The 21,049-nt window shown below is 57.2% G+C and carries 26 protein-coding genes and 1 pseudogene; 14 read left to right on the plus strand and 13 right to left on the minus strand.

Annotated features, from left to right (window positions below; genetic code table 11):
* Window positions 1-53 precede the first annotated feature (53 nt).
* Together ACR0NZ_RS08895 and ACR0NZ_RS08900 are read left to right on the plus strand one after the other, a co-directional pair.
* Complete coding sequence (locus tag ACR0NZ_RS08895; RefSeq protein ID WP_480518342.1) at window positions 54-686, plus strand: class I SAM-dependent methyltransferase; 633 nt, start codon at window positions 54-56, stop codon at window positions 684-686.
* A gap of 75 nt (window positions 687-761) precedes the next feature.
* A complete protein-coding gene (locus ACR0NZ_RS08900; RefSeq protein ID WP_480474946.1) occupies window positions 762-1,211 on the plus strand; it encodes a YtoQ family protein in 450 nt (149 codons plus the stop codon).
* 47 nt (window positions 1,212-1,258) lie between these two features.
* On the opposite strand, the gene ACR0NZ_RS08905 is transcribed toward ACR0NZ_RS08900, so the two are convergent.
* Window positions 1,259-1,957 (minus strand): glutathione S-transferase N-terminal domain-containing protein, encoded by a 699-nt coding sequence (locus ACR0NZ_RS08905; RefSeq protein ID WP_480474948.1) that lies wholly within the window; start codon window positions 1,955-1,957, stop codon window positions 1,259-1,261.
* A 143-nt stretch (window positions 1,958-2,100) separates the two neighbouring features.
* On the opposite strand from ACR0NZ_RS08905, the gene mscL reads away from it, so the two are divergent.
* Together mscL and ACR0NZ_RS08915 are read left to right on the plus strand one after the other, a co-directional pair.
* The gene (gene mscL / locus ACR0NZ_RS08910; protein WP_480474950.1) at window positions 2,101-2,529 is read left to right on the plus strand and encodes a large conductance mechanosensitive channel protein MscL; all 429 of its coding nucleotides are present in this window, start codon (window positions 2,101-2,103) and stop codon (window positions 2,527-2,529) included.
* Between the two features lie 130 nt (window positions 2,530-2,659).
* The gene (locus ACR0NZ_RS08915; protein ID WP_480476890.1) at window positions 2,660-3,448 is read left to right on the plus strand and encodes a mechanosensitive ion channel family protein; all 789 of its coding nucleotides are present in this window, start codon (window positions 2,660-2,662) and stop codon (window positions 3,446-3,448) included.
* A gap of 161 nt (window positions 3,449-3,609) precedes the next feature.
* Here ACR0NZ_RS08915 and ald read toward each other — a convergent pair.
* Window positions 3,610-4,652, minus strand: a pseudogene (ald, locus tag ACR0NZ_RS08920) (alanine dehydrogenase).
* Between the two features lie 135 nt (window positions 4,653-4,787).
* Between ald and ACR0NZ_RS08925 the strand changes: the two are divergent.
* Window positions 4,788-5,246, plus strand: coding sequence for an Lrp/AsnC family transcriptional regulator (locus ACR0NZ_RS08925; protein ID WP_209506641.1), 459 nt, complete (start codon window positions 4,788-4,790; stop codon window positions 5,244-5,246).
* Window positions 5,247-5,249: 3 nt separating this feature from the next.
* Here the strand turns inward: ACR0NZ_RS08925 and ACR0NZ_RS08930 are convergent, their stop codons facing one another.
* The gene (locus tag ACR0NZ_RS08930; protein WP_480518344.1) at window positions 5,250-6,089 is read right to left on the minus strand and encodes a CPBP family intramembrane glutamic endopeptidase; all 840 of its coding nucleotides are present in this window, start codon (window positions 6,087-6,089) and stop codon (window positions 5,250-5,252) included.
* 252 nt (window positions 6,090-6,341) lie between these two features.
* Between ACR0NZ_RS08930 and ppk2 the strand changes: the two genes are divergently transcribed.
* Window positions 6,342-7,280: a polyphosphate kinase 2 gene (ppk2, locus tag ACR0NZ_RS08935; protein ID WP_267365547.1), complete on the plus strand. Its 939-nt coding sequence runs from the start codon at window positions 6,342-6,344 to the stop codon at window positions 7,278-7,280.
* A 48-nt stretch (window positions 7,281-7,328) separates the two neighbouring features.
* Here ppk2 and ACR0NZ_RS08940 read toward each other — a convergent pair whose 3' ends face one another.
* Both ACR0NZ_RS08940 and rpsU read right to left on the minus strand, forming a co-directional pair.
* Window positions 7,329-8,456 carry a CAP domain-containing protein gene (locus tag ACR0NZ_RS08940; RefSeq protein WP_480518346.1) on the minus strand — a complete coding sequence of 376 codons (1,128 nt, stop codon included), beginning with the start codon at window positions 8,454-8,456 and terminating at the stop codon, window positions 7,329-7,331.
* Between the two features lie 297 nt (window positions 8,457-8,753).
* Window positions 8,754-8,960, minus strand: coding sequence for a 30S ribosomal protein S21 (rpsU, locus tag ACR0NZ_RS08945; RefSeq protein WP_005614280.1), 207 nt, complete (start codon window positions 8,958-8,960; stop codon window positions 8,754-8,756).
* A 111-nt stretch (window positions 8,961-9,071) separates the two neighbouring features.
* Between rpsU and ACR0NZ_RS08950 the strand changes: the two genes are divergently transcribed.
* On the plus strand, window positions 9,072-9,764 hold the full coding sequence (locus ACR0NZ_RS08950) for a COQ9 family protein (protein WP_480518348.1): 693 nt from the start codon (window positions 9,072-9,074) through the stop codon (window positions 9,762-9,764).
* Between the two features lie 61 nt (window positions 9,765-9,825).
* Entirely contained in the window at window positions 9,826-10,812 is a 987-nt protein-coding gene (locus tag ACR0NZ_RS08955; RefSeq protein ID WP_480518350.1) for an NAD(P)H-quinone oxidoreductase, read from the plus strand.
* A 30-nt stretch (window positions 10,813-10,842) separates the two neighbouring features.
* On the opposite strand, the gene ACR0NZ_RS08960 is transcribed toward ACR0NZ_RS08955, so the two are convergent.
* The gene (locus ACR0NZ_RS08960) at window positions 10,843-11,700 is read right to left on the minus strand and encodes a DUF2189 domain-containing protein (protein ID WP_480518352.1); all 858 of its coding nucleotides are present in this window, start codon (window positions 11,698-11,700) and stop codon (window positions 10,843-10,845) included.
* 193 nt (window positions 11,701-11,893) lie between these two features.
* Between ACR0NZ_RS08960 and ACR0NZ_RS08965 the strand changes: the two genes are divergently transcribed.
* Window positions 11,894-12,877, plus strand: a complete 984-nt coding sequence (locus ACR0NZ_RS08965) for a quinone oxidoreductase family protein (RefSeq protein ID WP_480518354.1) — start codon at window positions 11,894-11,896, stop codon at window positions 12,875-12,877.
* A 141-nt stretch (window positions 12,878-13,018) separates the two neighbouring features.
* On the opposite strand, the gene ACR0NZ_RS08970 is transcribed toward ACR0NZ_RS08965, so the two are convergent.
* The 7 genes from ACR0NZ_RS08970 to ACR0NZ_RS09000 all read right to left on the minus strand — a co-directional run bounded on the left by ACR0NZ_RS08970 (window position 13,019) and on the right by ACR0NZ_RS09000 (window position 17,657).
* Entirely contained in the window at window positions 13,019-13,495 is a 477-nt protein-coding gene (locus ACR0NZ_RS08970) for a YHS domain-containing (seleno)protein (RefSeq protein WP_480486578.1), read from the minus strand.
* Window positions 13,496-13,687: 192 nt separating this feature from the next.
* A complete protein-coding gene (locus tag ACR0NZ_RS08975) occupies window positions 13,688-13,957 on the minus strand; it encodes a hypothetical protein (protein WP_480518356.1) in 270 nt (89 codons plus the stop codon).
* Window positions 13,954-14,559 carry a glycerol-3-phosphate 1-O-acyltransferase PlsY gene (gene plsY, locus ACR0NZ_RS08980; RefSeq protein WP_480518358.1) on the minus strand — a complete coding sequence of 202 codons (606 nt, stop codon included), beginning with the start codon at window positions 14,557-14,559 and terminating at the stop codon, window positions 13,954-13,956. Before plsY ends, ACR0NZ_RS08975 begins: the two co-directional genes overlap by 4 nt.
* Window positions 14,559-15,839 (minus strand): dihydroorotase, encoded by a 1,281-nt coding sequence (pyrC, locus tag ACR0NZ_RS08985; protein WP_480518360.1) that lies wholly within the window; start codon window positions 15,837-15,839, stop codon window positions 14,559-14,561. Before pyrC ends, plsY begins: the two co-directional genes overlap by 1 nt.
* On the minus strand, window positions 15,836-16,222 hold the full coding sequence (locus ACR0NZ_RS08990; protein ID WP_480518362.1) for a hypothetical protein: 387 nt from the start codon (window positions 16,220-16,222) through the stop codon (window positions 15,836-15,838). Before ACR0NZ_RS08990 ends, pyrC begins: the two co-directional genes overlap by 4 nt.
* Complete coding sequence (locus ACR0NZ_RS08995; protein WP_480518364.1) at window positions 16,207-16,725, minus strand: hypothetical protein; 519 nt, start codon at window positions 16,723-16,725, stop codon at window positions 16,207-16,209. The genes ACR0NZ_RS08990 and ACR0NZ_RS08995 overlap by 16 nt, the downstream gene beginning before the upstream one ends.
* Window positions 16,722-17,657 (minus strand): aspartate carbamoyltransferase catalytic subunit, encoded by a 936-nt coding sequence (locus ACR0NZ_RS09000; protein WP_267366053.1) that lies wholly within the window; start codon window positions 17,655-17,657, stop codon window positions 16,722-16,724. Before ACR0NZ_RS09000 ends, ACR0NZ_RS08995 begins: the two co-directional genes overlap by 4 nt.
* Before the next feature lie 509 nt (window positions 17,658-18,166).
* On the opposite strand from ACR0NZ_RS09000, the gene ACR0NZ_RS09005 reads away from it, so the two are divergent.
* The 5 genes from ACR0NZ_RS09005 to moaB are packed head-to-tail and all read left to right on the plus strand — an operon-like array spanning window position 18,167 to window position 20,944.
* On the plus strand, window positions 18,167-18,481 hold the full coding sequence (locus ACR0NZ_RS09005) for a hypothetical protein (RefSeq protein ID WP_480518638.1): 315 nt from the start codon (window positions 18,167-18,169) through the stop codon (window positions 18,479-18,481).
* Window positions 18,415-19,182 (plus strand): uracil-DNA glycosylase, encoded by a 768-nt coding sequence (locus tag ACR0NZ_RS09010; protein WP_480518366.1) that lies wholly within the window; start codon window positions 18,415-18,417, stop codon window positions 19,180-19,182. Before ACR0NZ_RS09005 ends, ACR0NZ_RS09010 begins: the two co-directional genes overlap by 67 nt.
* Window positions 19,179-19,778: a metallophosphoesterase family protein gene (locus ACR0NZ_RS09015; RefSeq protein ID WP_480518368.1), complete on the plus strand. Its 600-nt coding sequence runs from the start codon at window positions 19,179-19,181 to the stop codon at window positions 19,776-19,778. Before ACR0NZ_RS09010 ends, ACR0NZ_RS09015 begins: the two co-directional genes overlap by 4 nt.
* On the plus strand, window positions 19,775-20,395 hold the full coding sequence (locus ACR0NZ_RS09020; RefSeq protein ID WP_480518370.1) for a LysE family translocator: 621 nt from the start codon (window positions 19,775-19,777) through the stop codon (window positions 20,393-20,395). The genes ACR0NZ_RS09015 and ACR0NZ_RS09020 overlap by 4 nt, the downstream gene beginning before the upstream one ends.
* A gap of 6 nt (window positions 20,396-20,401) precedes the next feature.
* Window positions 20,402-20,944 (plus strand): molybdenum cofactor biosynthesis protein B, encoded by a 543-nt coding sequence (moaB, locus tag ACR0NZ_RS09025; RefSeq protein WP_480518371.1) that lies wholly within the window; start codon window positions 20,402-20,404, stop codon window positions 20,942-20,944.
* The last annotated feature ends 105 nt before the right edge of the window (window positions 20,945-21,049 follow it).

The following is a 21,049-nucleotide window of genomic DNA, read 5'->3' on the forward strand; positions in this document are numbered from 1 at the left end:
AATTTATATTCGGTCTGCGCATGAATAAATTCTCGCCGAAAGGAGACTCCTCAATGACCACCACTGCGAAATTCTGGGATGGAGTGGCCGAGAAATATGCCCGCTCGCCCATAAAAGACATGGCTTCGTACGAGCATACGCTGGAACGGACAGCGTCTTACCTGAAGAAATCCGATGATGTTCTGGAACTTGGGTGCGGCACAGGCATGACTGCGCTGAAGCTGTCCGGATATGTAGGATCTATCACTGCAACCGATGTGTCCCCCGGTATGTTGGCCGTTGGACGTCGAAACGCCGCTTCGCAAAGCATCGAAAACGTCACCTTTACCGAGGCTGATGCAAATCGACCGCCTGAGGGTTCTTTTGATGCGGTGCTGGCATTCAATCTTTTGCACCTGGTCGAAGATCTGGATCTGACATTGAGCCGAGTACATTCGGTCCTTAGACCCGGCGGACTGTTTATTTCGAAAACATTTTGCCGACCGTCCAGCGGAGCGAGCCTGAAGTATTACGCTATTCGTCTCGCGCTTCCGATCATGCAGTTCTTTGGTAAGGCTCCGTTTGTGCGATTCCTGTCTGAGGCGGATCTTGATGCGGCCATTGAACACGCCGGGTTCCGCATCATCGAGAGCGACAGTTTCCCCGTACGTGACGCTCGCCGATTCCTAGTGGCTCGTAAAATGTAAGCGTTTTTCCGGAATCCGCGTTGGGCTTTGGGTGTGGGACCCTTAAATTGGTCGGAAACAACAGCGGAGTTTGCCATGGGCCTGAACGTTTATCTTTCCGGAGAAATCCACACTGACTGGCGTGAACAGATCATCGATGGGGCGCAAGGCTTGGACGTGACCTTCAACGGCCCTGTAACCGATCACGCGGCCAGTGATGATTGTGGTGTGGCCATTCTTGGGGCCGAGCCGAACAAGTATTGGCACGACCACAAGGGAGCGATGGTCAATGCGATCCGGACCCGCAAGGGGATTGCGGATGCGGATGTTGTCGTCGTCAGGTTTGGCGACAAATACAAGCAGTGGAACGCCGCCTTTGACGCGGGTTATGCTGCAGCATTGGGCAAGTCGATCATCGTTCTGCATGGCCCGGATCACCAGCACGCGCTGAAAGAGGTTGATGCCGCCGCGTTGGCTGTGGCGGAAGAACCCGTTCAGGTGGTCGAAATTCTACGTTACGTGCTGACAGGCGCTCTGCCCGGCTGATCGATAAAAGGGGCGCCGGTTTGGCGCCCCATTTCTTTTAACTGTTATCAGTCTCGTGCGGGTATGGCTTTGCCGCGCTGAACCGCTGGGCGTTGGAAGAAACGATCGACATAAGCAACGACATTGGAATAACCGTCCCAGTCAACAACATCCTTAGCACCATAGAAATCCAGTGCATTCAGCCACGGAGCAAGAGCGATATCCGCGATGGAATACTCGCCCGCGATCCAATCCTGTCCTTCCAGTTGCGTATTCACCACGTTCAGCAGGCGCTTGGCTTCGTTGGTGTAACGCTCGCGCGGGCGCGGATCTTCTATCGCGCTGCCTGCGAATTTGTAGAAAAAGCCTAGCTGGCCAAACATTGGCCCGATGCCGCCCATTTGAAACATCAGCCATTGTGTGATCCGGTGCTTGTCTGCCGCGTTTTGGCCAAGAAACTTACCTGTTTTCTCGGCCAGATACAGAAGGATGGCACCGCTTTCGAACAGGGCCAGCGGCACGCCATCCGGACCGTCGGGGTCGATTATCGCCGGGATCTTGTTGTTCGGGTTCAGCGACAGGAACTCGGAGCTTTTGACATCCGCATCTGCCAGTGTCACCAGATGCGCCTCATAGGGCAGGCCGGTTTCCTCAAGCATGATCGAGGCTTTTACGCCGTTTGGCGTTGGATAGGAGTAAAGTTGAAGGATGCTGGGATCCTTCGCAGGCCATCTGTCGGTTACGAAAAAAGGCGTAAGTTGAGACATGAAACCTCCTGAGTAATGCCGTTTGGGGAAAAGTAGGGTGGCTTTCCCCTAAAAAACATACCCTTCTTCATGCGTTTAACGCACAATTCCTATGCGCTCATGCGTGAACAGAGGCGTGGACTTAAAAAAACAAGAGGGATGCTATGCTGGAAGAATTCAAGACTTTCATTGCCAAGGGCAATGTCATGGACATGGCGGTCGGGATCATTATCGGTGCCGCGTTTACCGCAATTGTTACCTCGTTGGTGGGCGACCTGATCAATCCGCTTATTGGATTGTTCACAGGGGGTATCGACTTTACGAACAACTACGCCGTTCTGGCAGGCGATGTGGCCGAAGGTGCCAGCCTTGAAGCGGCACGTGAAGCAGGCGCATCCGTCTTTGCCTATGGTGCTTTCATAATGGCGATCATCAATTTCTTGATCATCGCCTGGGTTGTCTTCATGCTGGTAAAAATGGTGAACAAGGTCAAAGACGCTGCCGAAGCAGAGGAAGAAGCGGCTGAAGAAGCCCCCACAGGTCCTAGCGAATTGGACATCCTGATGGAAATCCGGGACGCTTTGAAGAAGTAGGCCTGTCGTTTCGTCGCGACATCGGGCTCCGCACCAATCGCGGAGCCTGTTTTATGAGAATTGACGAACAGAAAACACGAGGAAATTCGAGATGGAACAAACCGCCGACTTGGCCGAGCAGGCGATTGGTATGGCCAATCTATACTTGCCCATTGCCTTGAATGCAGCGAAAGCTCTGATCGTTCTTGTTTTGGGTTGGATCGCCGCCCGAACGATCGCGAGTGTTGTACGCCGCCGGATCAACAAAACACCACAGATCGACCCGACACTTGGGAATTTTGCCGCCAGTGTGATCAAGTGGGCAATTCTGGCCATAGTTCTGGTCGCCGTTCTGGGGATCTTCGGGATAGAAGCCACCAGTATCGTCGCTATTCTGGGTGCTGCCTCGCTGGCTGTCGGGTTGGCACTTCAGGGTACGTTGAGTGATCTTGCGGCCGGTGTGATGTTGGTGGTTTTCCGGCCCTACAAGCTTGGACAGTATGTGGATATCGGTGGCACGGCAGGAACCGTTATGGACCTGAGCCTGTTCACGACCGAGCTTGTGACCCCCGACAACGTTCAGATCATTGTTCCAAACGGTCAGGCATGGGGGTCGATCATAACCAATTATTCAGCCCATGACACACGGCGTGTCGATCTGGTGTTTGGAATTGATTACGGGGACAGTGCAGATACCGCCATGCAGATCATTCTGGATGTGGCCAAGGCCGACCAGCGAATTCACAGCGACCCTGAACCCTGGGTGCGGGTCACGAATCTCGGTGACAGCTCGGTCGATCTGACTGCGCGGCTATGGTGTGCGGCAGCCGATTACTGGGACGTCAAGTTCGAGCTTACGAAAGTGGTGAAAGAGGCGTTTGACGCCAAAGGTGTTTCGATTCCGTATCCACATTCGGTCGAAATTCAAAAACAGGGGTGACGGCTGGCGCTCAATGATCTGGCAGTCATTCATACCTTCCGCGTATCGAAAAGGGCACCGCATAGAAACGCGGTGCCCTTTTTTGTGAAAGCCGTCGGTTCGGTACCGACCGCACCACCCTGAGAATTGCCGTCAACAGGCAACTTCGGGAGTGGAGTTACTTACGATTTGACCACCACATTTGGCGAAACGACGTCGATGCCAAGGGCCTTGCCAACGGCATAGTAGGTCAGTTTGCCAGCATGAACGGCATCGTGGCATTGCCCAGTGCGATGGTCGAGGTGCGCGCAACAGCGCCCGGCATGTTGGCCACACAGTAGTGCATGATACCATCGACATTGTAGATCGGGTCGGCATGGGTAGTGGCTTTTGACGTTTCAAAGCACCCGCCTTGGTCGATGGCGACATCCACCAGTACTGCGCCGGGTTTCATCGTCGACAGTTGAGCACGCGACACCAGTTTCGGTGCGGCAGCGCCGGGGATCAGAACAGCACCGATGACCATATCAGCGTCCTGGATCAGTTCAGCGGTGGCGCCCGCTGTCGAATACTGGTTCTTGAAAGTTCCGCCAAAGACATCGTCCAGATAGCGAAGACGCGGCAGTGACCGATCCAGAACGGTGACATCAGCCCCCATTCCGGCGGCAATCTTGGCCGCATGTGTCCCGACGACGCCGCCGCCAATCACAACTACTTTGGCCGGGCCAACGCCGGGAACGCCGCCCATCAGAACCCCACGGCCACCATTTGCCTTCTGCAAGGTCCAGGATCCAACCTGAGGTGCCAGCCGACCGGCGACCTCGGACATGGGTGCCAGCAGCGGCAGACCGCCGTTAGCATCCGTTACGGTCTCATAGGCGATTGCGGTACAGCCCGACTCCAGCAGGTCGTGCGTCTGATCCGGGTCCGGAGCCAGGTGCAGATAGGTGAACAGCAACTGCCCTTCACGCAGCATCTTGCGTTCAACCGCCTGAGGTTCCTTGACCTTGACGATCATGTCAGCGGTGGCAAACACCTCTTCTGCGGTGTCAACGATTTGCGCGCCTGCTGCAACATAGGCGTCATTGTCGAAACCTGCGCCGATGCCTGCACCGGATTCGATCAGGACTCGGTGTCCGCGTGCAACCGCTTCCTGAGCGGCATTGGGCGTCATCCCGACGCGGAATTCCTGAGGTTTGATTTCCTTGGGGCAACCGATTTTCATTGGGCTCTCCGTTCATAAGCTGCTTAAATTATGTGCATTTCGTGGCGCAATTTCTGTGAAAGAAAACGTGCTAATGGACTTTTCTTTGGAAGAATTTCCCGTACTATTCGAAAAACTCGCAAAGGAATTGCAGGAATGAGCCTGGACACGACCGATCGAAAGATTCTGGCCGCACTTCAGAAGAATGGCCGGATGTCGAATTCCGAGTTGTCTGAACAGGTCAACCTGTCTCCGTCTGCGTGCCACCGCCGCGTTCAACGGTTGGAGGTTGACGGCTATATCCGCAACTACGTGGCTCTGCTGGATGCGCGGAAGATGAACGTGCCAACCACCGTTTTTGTCGAAATCACGTTACAAGGTCAGGCCGAAGAGGTTCTGGATGTGTTCGAAAAGGCGGTGGCCCGAATACCGGATGTGCTGGAGTGTCACCTGATGGCAGGTACCGCAGATTACATTCTGAAAGTTGTGGCGGAAAATACAGAAGATTTCGCGCGTATCCACCGGCAATACCTGTCGCGCTTGCCGGGGGTGGCGCAGATGCAAAGCTCATTTGCGTTGCGTACTGTGTTCAAGACCACGGCCTTGCCGGTCTGACCGTCATAATGGGCCGGGATAGGTGAACAGCAGCAGGTGGGTCAGATTGAACCCGAAATGCATCGCAACAGGCACCCAGAGCCGACCGGTAGCATAATATCCCAACCCGCACCCCAGCCCGAGAAGGGTTGCGAATACTACAAGCGCGGGTCCTCCGCCGATATGCGCCAATCCAAACAGCAGGCTGGCAGCGACCAGACCGCCTGTTACCCCAAGGCGCGAGGTAATGGCAGATTGCAAGTAGCCGCGAAAGAACGCCTCTTCCGTAAGACAAGTCAGAAACAGGTTGGACAGGCAAAATACCAGCCACCAATAAGGGGTTGAGAGGTCCAAGCGCACCGTGCCCAGCGATAGACCCAGCAGAAACAGGCCGGGTAAAATCAGCAAACCCGCTAGCAAAGGTCTTATTCTGGTCTGGATTGCGCTGTTCAGCATTCCGGGCCAGGCCAGAAGAACAGCAAAGAAAACCATGGGTTTGTCCAGATTCAGGTGCAGTGTGAAACTTGTGCTGGAAACACTTGCCTGCACCTGATCCAACAGTTTCAAATTGTTGAACCCTGGGAACAGATGTGCCCCCAATGCCAGGCACCACAGGATCAACAGCGTATGCCCCGCGATAGCGAGCAGACCTGTCTGGCGTGGGAGGAAGAAGGCCACGATCAGACCAAGCGCCACCGCCACGATTGCTGTCGGTGACATCAGCCCGGTAACCCAAGCAACACTGACGAACAGAACCAGCAGGGCAAACGCAAGGCCAGTTCGACGCACCATCGCCGCGACTTGCGCCGTGATCAGGATCAGCCAGGGCCAGATGACAGGCAATGTCGAAAAGAAAAACGTCACGGCGTTCTCGTCTGAATTGTGGACTCAGTCATGCTGCACAAAAACAAGGCAATGCAAGCAACTAGAAAGCGCGCGACTGATGCCTTGTGTCAATTCTTGTGCTTGTATCCTTTGGGCCAGACGTACACATTCGGGTAAAAGACCATATACCCGTCCAGACCCTGATTTCCGATTGAGACTGCTGCAACGGATCGGCTTCAATTTATCTGATGACATCAGGCGGTTACACAGGCCCGATATGGTTCGAACCCGATGACTGAGAAGGAGCTGATCTTGGCTTACGAAAACGATGGGGGCACCAAGAACTGGCTTGAGGCCGAGTTGGAAGACACGCTGGACGAAGATTTCGAGATCGAGTTCAGCGAGCCTATGCTGTCGATGGAAGTCCGCAAAATCTATCGGGACCAGCACCCCGAAATGCTGGATCGCAAGGTCTATTTCCGAAACCTGCTGCGATTGCAGGCCGAGTTGATCAAGGTGCAGGATTGGGTGCAGCACACTGGTGCCAAGGTTTGTATCCTGTTTGAAGGCCGTGACAGTGCGGGCAAGGGGGGCGTGATCAAACGGATCACGCAGCGTCTGAACCCCCGTGTCGCCCGTGTGGTTGCTCTGCCAGCGCCCAGTCGCCGCGAGCAAAGCCAATGGTACTTTCAACGCTACGTGCCGCATCTGCCTGCCGCGGGTGAAATCGTCTTGTTCGACCGCTCGTGGTACAACCGGGCGGGGGTTGAACGGGTGATGGGCTTTGCGTCCGAGGACCAGGTTGAACAGTTCTTTCAGGACGTTCCCGAATTTGAACGGATGCTGGTCCGGTCAGGGATCATTCTGCTGAAATACTGGTTTTCGATCACGGATGAAGAGCAGCAACTGCGGTTCCTCATGCGTATTCACGACCCGATGAAACAGTGGAAACTGTCACCGATGGATCTTGAATCCCGCATTCGCTGGGAGGCGTATACGAAGGCCAAGGAAGACATGTTGTTCCGAACCAACATACCCGAAGCGCCGTGGTATATCGTTGAGGGCAATGACAAGAAACGCGAACGTCTGAATTGTATTGAGCATCTGTTGACCAGAATCCCCTACGAAGACGTGCCACAGGAAAAGGTCAATTTGCCGGACCGTCGGTACAATCCTGAATACGAGCGGCGGGTTTTGCCAGACGAGCTTTACGTTCCAAAGATTTACTGAGCAACGCATGCGAGGTCGGCAGGGCCGACCTCGCACAATTTCAAGTGATCAGGCTGCATCCATCATGCAGTCATGGGTGAAGATATTGATCATGAAGACATCGCAGCTATCGTCTTCGGATGTTTCGGTGTCGACAGGCTCAATCTCGGTCTCCGGGGTGGTATCTAGGGTCGGCATGATATCGACGTCGTCGACATCTGCCACATCAGTGCCGCCATTCATGTCGTCGGCCCAATCAAACTCGTCAAACTGCGCTTGCAGGTTTTCAAGGAAGCTGGCGATTTCATCCAGGAAGGCCTGAATGTCAAAGCAGAAGGCTTCCGGCTCACCGCCATCGACGACTTCGGTATCGGGCGTTTCAGGTTGCGGTTCCCCGGTTTCGGTTACGTCAGTATCGGGCGCTTCAGGTTCCGGTTCTTCAGTTTCGGTTACGTCAGTGTCCGGTGTCTCGGGTGTCGGCTCCTCGGTATCGGGGGTTTCAGGTTCCGGTTCTTCGTTCTCAGTGACGTCGGTATCAGGCGATTCGGGGTCCGGTTCTTCCGTCTCTGTGACGTCGGTGTCCGGTGTCTCGGGTGTCGGCTCCTCGGTTTCGGGGGTCTCAGTCCCAGGCTCTTCGGTCACGGTGACGTCAGTATCTGGGGTTTCGGTTTCCGGTTCCTCTGGCTCTGCAACTTCATCCGGTGTTGTCGGGGGAACGGGCGGTGTGTTTGTATTGCCGTTGTCCAGCATGACAGCCGCGTCAGTCGCAGCAAAGTTTTGCGTGACCATCACCGCATCGAAGCCCTGCATGTCACCGGTTTCGATCCCGATCCCGACATACTTGAAATCCGGGTTCAGGATATTGGCGCGGTGACCCGGACTGTTCATCAGGTTTTGATGCAACTGGGCGACATCGTCGCTGATACCCGGCGCGCCGCGTTCGGACTGCCATGCGATGTTTTCCCCGGTGCGCCAGCTTCCCTCAAGATCGAACCCCGCGTTTTGCATCCGCTGGGTTGCGTTGGAACCGCCTGAACCAGTGTGGCTGAAGGTGTCAGTATTCAGCATCCAGGTGCTGTGATCTTCGGACGAGTCGTTCAGCTGCGTTTCAAGTTGCAGCGGGTTGAGACCGCGGGACGTGCGCTCCTGGTTTATCAGCGCCAGCATCTCGCGTTCGTATGTACTTGCAGTCGACATATTTGCCTCCGTTTGTGTTTGTGTCCTTGCGGACGGGCTCACTTAGAGGCGGGGACGTCGCGGGTGATAGAGGGCGGCGCAATTCAGGCGAGTTTTGGCGGCCCGATGCTACCGAGACGAGATTCGCTGCGCTGCAAAGCGCCGGGCAAAACACTGCCTGTACGGAAATGGCAGCTTGCCGCACAACCTGAACCACGAGTCGGCGGATTGTATCCGAGCCCTGAAACGACAAACCCCCGGGCCATGCCTCGGGGGTCGTCAAATAGTGTCATCCAAAGCTGGACGAAATCAAAGATCTCAGAGCAGACCTTCGCGCTGGGCTTTCTTGCGCGCCAGTTTACGGGCACGGCGAATCGCTTCAGCTTTCTCGCGCGCTTTCTTCTCGGACGGTTTCTCGAAATGTTGCTTGAGCTTCATTTCACGGAACACGCCTTCGCGCTGCAGCTTTTTCTTCAGGGCACGAAGCGCCTGATCGACGTTATTGTCGCGAACACTAACCTGCATGTGGTTGTCACCACCTTTCTAGATAGAGTTGCAAGGAAATTGCAGGAGTTGGCCGTATAGCAAAGCCGCCCTAACTTGTCTAGTACTGGACCTGACAACCGGAGAACCGTCATGACCACAACATATGAAGATGCAAAACGGCAGCTTTTGGACGCGATGCTGAATCATGTTCCTTTCGACGGCTGGTCGGAAACCAGCTTTCGCGCCTCGGTTTCCGATTGTGGTCTGGATGACGGTTTGGCACGTGCAATTTGCCCGCGCGGGGCGGTTGATCTGGCACTGGCCTTTCATGCGCGCGGCGATCAGGTGATGCTGGACCGCCTCAGGTCCGAGGACATGAGCGGTCTAAAATTCCGCGATAAGATTGCCGCTGCGGTCCGGTTCCGGTTGCAGGCTGTTGAAGACAAAGAACTGGTGCGCCGGGGCATGACGCTGTTTTCCCTGCCAGCATATGCGGCCGATGGAGCCAAGGCCTTATGGCAGACCTGCGACCTGATATGGGACGCGCTGGGCGATACGTCGGAAGATGTGAACTGGTATACCAAACGGGCAACCTTGTCGGGGGTCTATTCCTCGACCTTGCTGTTCTGGCTGGGTGATGACAGCCCTGACCATCAGCGCACGTGGGAGTTTCTGGATCGCCGGATCGCAAATGTCATGGAGTTCGAAAAGCTCAAGGCTCAGGTGCGTGACAACCCGGTGTTGAAACCCTTTCTTGCAGTTCCGAACTGGCTGGCGGGTCAGGTGAGGGCACCGGCCAAGATGCGGGGTGATCTGCCTGGCATGTTGAACCCCCGAAAGTAACGCGTCTTGGTGCTGGGCCTTGCCTCTGATGCCTGTTAGGCATTGGGCAAAGGAGGTGCCTATGACCCAGATGATGCGTGCTGTTGAGATCACTCAACCGGGTGGTCCCGATGTATTGCAGCTGACCGAACGTCCTATCCCTAAGCCGGGGGCCGGACAGGTTGTATTGAATGTGGCCTATGCCGGGGTGAACCGCCCCGACGCTTTGCAACGCGCGGGCGCTTACGATCCGCCGCCGGGCGCCAGTGACCTGCCGGGGCTTGAAGCTTCGGGCGAAGTGGTCTCGGTCGGTGTGGGGGTCGAAGGACTGTCTGTCGGTGATCAGGTCTGCGCACTGCTGCCCGGCGGTGGCTATGCGGAATACGTTTCGACCCCAGCGGCTCATTGTTTGCCTGTGCCCGCGGGTATGGGAATGAAAGAGGCAGCGTGTCTTCCCGAGACCTTCTTCACAGTCTGGTCCAACGTGTTCATGCGTGGCGGGTTGAGGGCAGGTGAACGTTTTCTGGTTCACGGTGGGTCCAGCGGTATTGGTACGACGGCAATCCAACTGGCCAATGCCTTTGGCGCGCGCGTTTTCGCCACGGCTGGCTCGGATGAGAAATGTGAGGCTTGCATCAAGCTGGGCGCCGAAAAAGCGATCAATTATCGCGATGAGGATTTCGTAGCAGCCATGCGCGCCGAAGGTGGGGCAAACCTGATCCTCGATATGGTCGGCGGTGATTACATCCCCCGCAACGTCAAGGCCCTGGCCGAAGATGGGCGGCTGGTGCAAATCGCGTTTCTGCAAGGGCCTGTGGTCGAACTGAACTTTGCCCTGATGATGGTCAAGCGCCTGACCCTGACCGGCAGCACCTTGCGCCCACAAAGTGATCTGGCCAAGGCGCTAATCGCGCAGGACCTGCGCGAAGCTGTCTGGCCTCTGTTGGATGCCGGAAAAGTTGCGCCCGTGATGGACAGCGAGTTTGATCTGACCGAAGCCGCCGCCGCCCATGCGCGCATGGAAAGCTCGGGTCATATTGGCAAGATTGTTCTGAAGATCGCGGGTTGAGTTTAGAATGCGCGGGCGTGTCCCGCGCGTTCACGCAACGGCGCGGCGATACAGATGCCACGTGGCATGACCCAGAACGGGCATCACCACGATAAGCCCCAACAGCAGTGGCAAAGCCCCCAGGAACAAAAGCACCGCTACGATGAATCCCCAGGTCAGAATGACGCCGGGGTTGTGACGCAGCACCCTGAATGATGTCACAACAGCAACCGGCAGGCCTACTTTACGGTCCAGCAGCAAGGGAAAACTGACGACGCTGATCGCCAGTGCGCAAAGCGCAAAAACGAATCCAACCGCTGTTCCAACAATGACCATCGTCCAGCCCGCGGAGGTCGTGAACACCTGCGTGGCAAATGTGCTGAGCGACGCTGGAACCTCGGGGCCCATCGTATAGGTGTGAATGCTTTGTGCCACCATCAGCCAAAGCAGCAGCAGCATCACAAGGTAAAAACCCAAAACCAGAATTGCTCCGAATGACGGCGAGCGGAGCACACCAAATGCGTCCAGCCAGTGAACCTCGCTGCCCTGTTCACGCTTGCGGCTGATCTCATAGAGGCCCACGGCCGCAACTGGCCCGATCAGCGCGAAGCCAGCGACCAGAGGGGCCAGAAGCGGAACCAGGTTGGCATTCAGGGCAAAGCCGAACATCAAAAGCCCGGCAACCGGGTAAACCAGGACAATGAATACCACATCCGCTCGGGTTTCGAGAAAATCCTGATACCCCGCCCTCAGGCAGGCGCGTAGGTCTTGCAGGGTCAAGGTCTGCACCATTGGCACTTGCGTTGGATCTGCACTGCCAAGTTGCGAGACGCTTTCTGTAACGTGGTCACCTGTGGCACCCAGAGCCTGGGCCGCCCAGCTGATCGGGTTTCCGATTGTCTTAGCCATTTCTTCACCCTTCCCTGGCGAGACTTGCGCCGCGGAACGGATCCGGCATTCAGTTGCCCGTGGCCGGCCCAACCGGCAACGCCATGCCTCAGTATAACATAAATTTTCGAAATCTGGATCAATACTCCGGCATCGGACGGATTGCCCTGTGTCACAGTCATGTTAGCTTGATGGCAGGCAAGAGGAGGTCAGGATGCAGAAAGCAGCGAAAACGGTTGTGATTCACGAATTTGGTGGGCCTGAGGTTTTGCGGATCGAAGACAGGCCTGTAGGTGACCCTGGTCCGGGTGAGATACGTATTCGGCATCAGGCCTGCGGGTTGAACTTCATCGACGTATATCAACGCACCGGCCTGTATCCCCTTGATCTTCCCCATGCTTTAGGCATGGAAGCGGCGGGAACCGTTGAGGCGGTTGGGGATGGGGTGACCCACCTTCAGCCGGGGCAGCGGGCCGCTTACGCCGCAGCCCCGCCCGGTGCTTATTGTGAGGCGCGCGTGATGCCCGCTGCGCAGGTTTGCCCGCTACCGGATGGCATCACATTCGAAGCCGGTGCAGCGATGATGCTGAAAGGTCTGACGGTTGAATACCTATTTCACCGGACCACACCATTGAAACGGGGTGATACGGTCCTGTTCCATGCGGCAGCTGGCGGGGTCGGGCTGATCGCATGCCAATGGGCTAAATCCGAAGGCATCACCTTGATCGGAACGGCGGGGAGTGACGAGAAATGCAGCCTTGCGCGGTTTAACGGGGCCGCGCATTGCATCAATTACAGGTCCGAGAATTTCGCAGAACGCGTGGCTGAGATTACAAAGGGTCAGGGCGTAGACGTGGTGATGGACTCGGTCGGAGCGGACACGTTCGAAGGATCACTGGATTGCCTGAAACCGCTGGGCATGATGATTTCCTTCGGCAACGCCTCGGGCCCGGTTCCACCGTTCAACCTTGGGGTTCTGGGCCAGAAAGGCTCGCTCAAGATCACCCGGCCCACGTTGTTTACTCATATCGCGGATCATGCGGTGTGTCAGGCAATGGCACGTCGCCTGTTTGGCAAAGTCGAGGGGGGTGAGGTCAAAGTCCATGTCGATCAGCGTTTTGCCTTGGATCAGGTTGCTGATGCGCATCGTGCGCTTGAGGCGCGGCAAACGACTGGCAGCACAATTCTGGACCTGTAACTCTGGACCTGTAACGCAGTATCCAAACGATATTGCCCATTGAATTGGGACACTTGATGCGCTGAATGGGAAGGGCAAGAGGTCTTCAGTAACATACGGCGGCGGAAAACCCGCCGCCGCGGTGCCTGAAATAATCAGGTTTTACTGCGATTGCAGCTCTGCCGGGGATTTTTCAGCAATCGTTTCCCAGTTTGCGCTCGCGCTTTCGATGAAACCCGGGATGTCGCCTTCCCAGCGCTCCTGAATGTCTTTGGACAGGTTCAGATACAGCTTGTTGTCAACGATCTTCCAGTGGTTCGGGTCGCCGTCGAATTTAAAGCCCATGGCCGCGCCGAAGGCACAATAGCCGCCATATGCGGGCAGATATGCATCAGGATTGGCTTCAAAGGCTACTTTGTTTTCTTCCGACGAAAACCGGTACAGTGCATCATCGTGCAATGCAGTAATGCGGTAATCGCCCTTGGTCGCTTCGCCAGCGGTGAAGTACGCCACCGGATCATAGCCCTGCATGGCCAGACCAGTCGAGCTTGCGTTGATTTCGACGCCAGCCGCCAGTGCGGAGGTTGCCAACGTGACAGACAGTGCCACGCCACTGATCAGAGATTTAAACTTGTTCATTGCTTCACCTTTCGTGAAATGAGCCCGTTCAGCACCGCAATAATTGCCGCCGTAAGGCCCAGATTGTTGTCCTGTGTGGCCCGTAATTGACCGTCACGATAGCGATTTGGGAAGCGGGCTGATCACGTTCAAAACAATGAATTGTGATTGTGCGCAGGTGATAGAGCCACTGTTCTTTTTTGCCGAGCCGCCTCAGGTATCCGGCGTTAGGTTCAGGACAAATGCGATGACTTTGTTTGCGGGCATTTCACAGGGTCGAAGCAACGCGCCGCTGCCCTGGGTCTGATACAGGTTCAGGCTGATATAGTCGGTTCCGCCTAGCTCGTGCGCAACCAGCTTGTGGGATTTACCACGCGCCATTTGTTGACGCACAACAACATAGCGTCGACCGCCGGAGGTTCCGGTGAAACTGCCCAACGGCAGTGCAAAAAGGGCAGACAGAAACGCGTCTGACGCAGTCACGGTTTTCCGATTCTGGGTTCCGTTCCGGCCTTGATCCGGGCAACGTTCGAGCTGTGCCGCCAGTAGACAAGAATTGTCAGAATTATCCCAAGGATAAATGTAGTCCCGTTTGTCAGCAACAACACCCAGGTTGTGGAAAGCGCAGCAGCTGCCAGTGCACCAACTGAAGATATTCGCCAGATTGCCGCCGCGACCAGCCAAGTGAGGCAGCAGGCAACACCGACGCGCCAGTCCAGTGCCAGCCAAAGCCCCAGAAAGGTCGCCACGCCCTTGCCGCCCTTGAAGCTCAGCCAAACCGGAAAGCAATGGCCCAAAAACGCCAATAGTGCAGCCACTTGGGCCGCATCTTCACCCGCATAGGCACGTGCAATCAGAACGGCCGCCGCGCCTTTACCTGCGTCAAACAGCAAGGTCAGCGCCGCAGCGGCCTTGTTGCCGGTGCGCAGGACATTTGTCGCCCCGATATTGCCGGACCCGATCTCGCGCAGATTTCCCAGCCCCATGATCTTGGCAAGCAACAAGCCGAAGGGAATGGAGCCCATCAGGTATCCAACCACCGCCCATTGGAGCAGTTCGCTAGTCGAGTTGTCGATTGGGGGCATCAGGGTCTCCGGAACACTTCATTACCTGCTACATAGGTCGAAATGACCTTACCTTGCATCCGCTGGCCGTCAAATGGAGTGTTCTGAGATTTTGATTTTAGTGCAAACCGATCAAGCACAAAAGGCACATCCGGGTCGAACAGAACCAGATCGGCTGGCGCGCCTTTCGACAGGCGACCGCTGTCCAGTCCAAGCCGCTTGGCCGGGTTAAGGGCCATGGCCCGAAACAGCGTCGGCAGATCCAGCTGGCCCGCGTGATACAGGCGCAAGGCCGCAGGCAGAAGCGTTTCCAGTGCGACCGCACCAGAGGCCGCTTCTTCAAACGGCAGGCGCTTGCTTTCTTCGTCCTGAGGGGTGTGCATCGAGCTGATGATATCGATCAGCCCGGTGCGAACGGCTTCGATAACCGCTTGCCTGTCGTCTTCTGATCGCAGCGGCGGCTTGACCTTGAAGAAGGTGCGATAGTCGGCCACGTCAAGCTCGTTCAACGTCAAGTGGTGGATCGACGTCCCTGCGGTTATGTCCAGCCCATTGCGCTTGGCGCGCTCCAGTGCAGGCAGCGCCCGGGCCGTGGTGATCTGGTCGGCGTGATAGGCGGCGCCGGTCATCTCCAACAGGGCAATGTCGCGGTCCAGCCCCATCCGCTCTGCCATCGGTGACACTGCGGGTAGGCCGCGCAATGCGGCGAACTTGCCGCTGGTCGCCGCGGCCCCGGCGCTCAGCCCCGGCTCTTGCGGATGGGCTATCACAAGCGCGCCACAGGACTTCGCATAGGTCAGGGCGCGGTAAAACACCTTTGTATTGGTGATGACGTGATCGCAATCGGTGAAGGCGATCGCGCCCGCGTCCAACAAAAACCCGATTTCGGTCATCTCGCGCCCTTCGCGCCCTTTGGTCAGGGCAGCCATCGGCAGAACATTGACCGGCGCATCGGCCTGCGCCCGGCGTGTCGCGAATTCCAGCGTTTCCGGTGTGTCGACTGCTGGCAGAGTATCCGGTCGGGTGACAATCGTCGTGACACCGCCAGCCGCGGCAGCAAGTCCTGCTGACCGATAGCTTTCCTTATGACGTTCACCGGGTTCACAGACCTTGACGCCAATATCGATGATGCCAGGGGCGAGGCACTTGCCGTTGCAATCTACGATATGCCCCTCCGTACTCGGAGCAATTCCTTCGCCTCGGGCGGTAATCCGGCCATCGTTCACCTGCAACCAGCCAGTTGACTCTGCTCCCGCTTCGGGGTCGATCAGGCGTGCGTTGGTGAAAAGAACGGTATTCATGGAACAGCCCTTTCGATGGCGGCCTTCGTGGCGGCGGGATCGGCCTGATACTTGATCAGGTGTTTGTCTCCGCCCTTGGTAACGACTTGCACGAAACTGCCCATGGTTTTGACCGCCTCGATCTGATTCAGCGCAACTTTTCGCTCGCCGGGACCGGTCAACAAAGTGCCGGTCATCTTCCAGTTTGCGGCCAGTTCTTCCGATGCCAGATACCACGCGCGGATGCCGATAGCGGCGAGGCCAGCAGGTGCTCCGGTCCAGACATAAGGGTTGCCGGTCAACCACAACACAGCCATTGCACCGGCCATGGCAGCGGCCGCAAGCCACGCATTGGTGCGGATATACGCGCCCTTGTCCGGGGCAAAGACTACAGGATCAGCCATAGAATCCCTCCGGTGATCAAAAGTACTACCAATGCCATAACAGCCGAGCCTATGCGGAGCGGTTTGTTGTCAACCGGCGCGGTTTGCGGGGCCGAGAAAGGTCTGGCGCTTTCGGTTTCGATCGTTCCGCCGGCCCAATTGGTCGCCTCTTCCGTGAAAAGGCCCGTCAGGTGCAGCCGGGGATCGGGTTCAAGTGTCATGGTCTGGTCTTTGAACGCTGCGCTGCGCAGGACCATGACCCATCCGCCGATCTGCGCCAGCGCGGCACGGTCCAACTGATCTTCGGACACGCCACACCCTTCGTACAGATAGCCGTAAAGCTCAAGTTCCTCGAGGTCGGACACCGGAAAGACGTCGATCTGCTCGGGGTCCAGCCCGTCGACGCCAAGCACCTGATCGGCGGCACCCGGTTCGCGCAGGAACTTTGCCTCTTCCGGGCGCATGTCCAGCGTGAACAGGCGCAGGACGCCGCGTTCATGGGGGGCGACCCTCAGATTGTTCATGCAACCTCGCGCAAGTTGCGGGCCAGAAGGTCCATGGCGGCCATGCGGACAGCGACCCCCATCTCCACCTGCTCCTGTATAACGGATCGATTGATGTCATCAGCCAGCGTTCCGTCGATTTCAACCCCGCGATTCATCGGGCCGGGGTGCATGACGATGGCATCGGGTTTGGCCAGCGCCAGTTTTTCCGCATTCAGGCCGTAACGGTGGTAGTACTCGCGTTCTGACGGGATGAAGCCCCCATCCATTCGTTCTTTCTGAAGGCGCAGCATCATGACCACATCGACGTCTTTGAGGCCTTCGTTCATGTCGTCATATACCTCGGCCCCGAACTCGGCGAATTGCGACGGCACGAGTGTGGGCGGGCCGATCAGACGAATGCGGTTTTCCATCTTGCCCAGCAGGATCAGGTTCGAGCGTGCAACACGGGAGTGCGCGACATCGCCGCAAATGGCGATGTTCAGACGGTGCAGGCGACCTTTTGCGCGGCGGATCGTCAGCGCGTCCAGTAGCGCTTGTGTCGGATGTTCATGCCGCCCGTCGCCTGCGTTCAGAACAGCACAGTTGACCTTTTGCGCCAGCAGATCGACCGCGCCTGAATGCGGGTGACGCACCACCAAAAGGTCGGGATGCATCGCGTTCAGGGTCAGCGCAGTGTCGATCAACGTCTCGCCCTTTTTGATCGAACTGGCCTGCATCGCCATGTTCATCACGTCCGCGCCCAGACGCTTGCCAGCCAGTTCGAAGCTTGCCTGCGTTCGGGTTGAGTTTTCAAAGAACATGTTGATCTGGGTCAGCCCCGACAGCACGTCCGAATGTTTGGTCGACTGGCGGTTCATGTCGACATAGGTTTCGGCCAGATCGAGAATTTCGGTGATATCGGATTGCGACAGATGCTCGATGCCAAGAAGGTGACGATGGGCGAAACGCATGGGCGGGCTCCTGTCTGACAATCGGGCCGCTTATAGAAAGCCACGCGGTGCAAAGCAACCTAAGGATCAGAACCCTCTGGCAGTTTTTCGCAGCCGCCTTTGGGCAGACATTGTTCACCCGGTTTGCACCATTTGCCGTATCCACAGTCGATGGCTTTGATCGGCACGCAACCCTGATGGGTCGAGCATTTGAATCCCGGACGGCACTGCGAGCCTGTTTCTTCGCACAGGAACCATCCCGGGCGGGAACAACCCCCACCCGGCAAGCAGGACGCGCCGCGCGCGCAAGTGCGGCCATCCTCGCATATTGTGGGGGGGGCTGTACCCGGATCTGGTGTGATCCGTTCACATTCGCCGCGCCCATTGCAAAAACTGTCACCGGGGCAATCCAGACGCGATGTGCATTTGTTCGCGCCTGTGGGTGCACAGCTCGCTCCTCCGGCAACGCAGCGTTCAAACGGACCGCAACTGCGCCCGCCACCGCAATAGGTGCCGCCCTGCGGTATGCAGTGCCCATCAAAGCTGCATCTTTGACCGCCGGAACAGCAGGTGGTGCCGCATTTGAACTGGCCCGCACGGCACTGGCCTTGTTCGTTGTGAAACGTCGCCAAAGCCGGATTGCCGGTAAGCACCAGTCCAAGCCCGATCAGGAGGATTCGCAAGGTTCTGAGCATCGTGCCCTGATGGTCGACGCGACAGAGCGACCGATCAAGCCCAATTCGCTTTCCATCAGCCCTCAGGCAGGTAAATTACCCATATGGAATCGGGCTTGGACTTTTACTCTGCACGGGCCCTGCTGGAATGGCAGGTCGAACTGGGCGTGACCGAGGCAATCGGGGACGCTCCGGTTGATCGATATTCGGTGCCGGATACGTCACCAAAGCCCAAGAAGGCCGAGGTTGCGGCAACCACCCCGTCAAAGCCCGGACAGATCGACCCGGTAACGGTTGCGCAAGCAGCGGCCAAGGGGGCGGGGTCACTGGATCAGCTGCGCGATGCGATGGAAGCTTTTGATCACTGCGAGCTGAAGCGCGGGGCGCGGCAGATGGTTTTTGCTGATGGAACGCCCGGTGCGCGGGTGATGATCATCGGTGAGGCTCCGGGCCGCGACGAAGACCGCGAGGGCAAACCCTTTGTCGGGCGCGCGGGCCAGTTGCTGGATCGCATGTTGGCCGCGATTGATCTGGATCGCAGTCAGAACGTCTATATCACAAACGTGCTGCCATGGCGGCCCCCACAGAACCGTGACCCAAAGCCCGAAGAAATCGGGATGATGAAGCCGTTCCTGGAACGTCACGTGGCGCTGGCCCGGCCCGAGGTTCTGGTGGTTATGGGCAATATCAGCTGTCAGGCCGTTCTGGGCAAGCGCGGGATTACCCGATTGCGCGGCCAGTGGGATCAGGCGCTGGACCTGCCTGTGATCCCGATGTTTCATCCAGCTTATTTGCTGCGCCAGCCGCAAATGAAGCGTCAGGCCTGGGCTGATCTGCTGGAGTTGAAAGCCCGGCTGCGAGGTGAGTCATGAAGGTCTTGGCGTTTTCCGATCTTCACATGGCGCGCAATCGCGCCGCTGATCTGGTGGCGGCCAGCGCTGATGCCGACCTGGTTATTGGCGCCGGGGATTATTGTAACATGCGTCTGGGTCTGGACGAAGCGATGCAGATGCTTTCGGGCGTTTCAGCGCCCCTGGTCCTGATACCCGGGAATGCCGAAAGCGCAGAGGATCTGGGCAAAGCTGTGCCCGAGGGTGTGCATGTTCTGCATGGAACGGGAATGACAGTGGATGGATTGCGCCTGTTCGGACTCGGCTACGGTGTTCCACCCACACCGTTTGGTAATTGGTCCTGTGATCTGACCGAGGGTGAGGCCGCCGAACTGCTGGCGCGCTGCGGCGGAGCAGATATCCTGATTTCGCACTCGCCGCCCAAGGGTCATGGGGATGTGACCTCGCAAGGCATGGCTGTTGGTTCGGTCGCTGTCCGGAACGCGATCGAGCGGATACAGCCCCGTTTCACGTTTTGCGGCCATATTCACGACAGCTGGGGATATCGCGGCTCGATCGGCCGCACCCGGATCGCCAACCTTGGTCCCAAGGTAAACTGGTTCGAGGTCGCCTTATGATTGAGTTGGTAACGCTGCTTGCCTTCATTCCCGCCGCGCTGGCGCTGAACCTGACACCGGGCGCGGATATGATGTTCTGTTTCGGTCAGGGCCTGCGATCAGGTCCGCGCGCCGCAATTGCCGCAAGTGCCGGGATATCCGCGGGTGGAATGATACAGGTCCTTCTGGCTGGGCTGGGCCTTGGCGCGGCGGTTGCGACCTTGCCATGGCTGTTTGATGTCATTCGCTGGGTTGGTGTTGCATACCTGCTGTACTTGGCCTGGGGTGCCGTTCGAAATGGCGCAGTGTCAGCCGAGGCACCCGTCAAACCGACCCGGTTGTCTTTTCGGGACGGGATGCTTGTCAATCTGACGAACCCCAAGGTTATTCTGTTCGTTCTTGCCTTTATCCCGCAGTTTGTAGACCCGTCGCGGGGATCGGTCCTGGTGCAGTTTTTGATCTTTGGCACAATCATCGGCATCGGTGGGTTCGTCGTGAACGGGCTGGTTGGTGTTTTCGCCGGAAGCGCGGGGCGCCATCTGGTCTCGAATCCGCGCGCTTCACGTATTCTGGGCTGGATTGCAGGGGGCATTTTTTCGGCCCTTGCGGTCCGGCTTGCCATCCTGGAAAGGGCCTGACACCACATGTCGCGCATTGACGAAACCATGGAGTTCATCCCGGTTAAGATCGCCGTACTGACTGTCTCGGATACCAGATCGCTGGAAGAGGACCGCTCGGGTCAGATATTGGCGGACCGGATCGAAAAGGCGGGCCATGTTGTCGCGGATCGGAGAATAATTCGGGACGAGCGCAAACAGATCGCAGATCAGTTGCGCGCGTGGGTGGCGGATGAACAGATCGACGTCGTGATTTCGACCGGCGGTACGGGTCTGACCGGGCGCGATGTCACCGTCGAGGCGCATCGCGATGTCTATGAAAAAGAGATCGAAGCCTTTGGCACCGTCTTCACGATCATCTCGATGGAGAAGATCGGAACTTCCGCGGTGCAATCGCGGGCGACAGGGGGTGTTGCCGGGGGAACATATCTGTTCGCCTTGCCCGGCAGCCCGGGGGCCTGCAAGGATGCGTGGGACGGTATTTTGGAAAAACAGTTCGATTATCGCCATCGCCCGTGCAATTTTGTGGAAATAATGCCCAGATTGGACGAACATCTGCGACGGAAGTAGACTGGTCATACGTTCCATTCCGTATAACCGCCTTGTGGCTTGGCATATTTCCTGATCCAGCTACATGTTGTGGACGGCAGCGTGGTGCAACCGGGGTAACTGATC

It is taken from the genome of Ruegeria sp. AE3 (assembly GCF_056542225.1).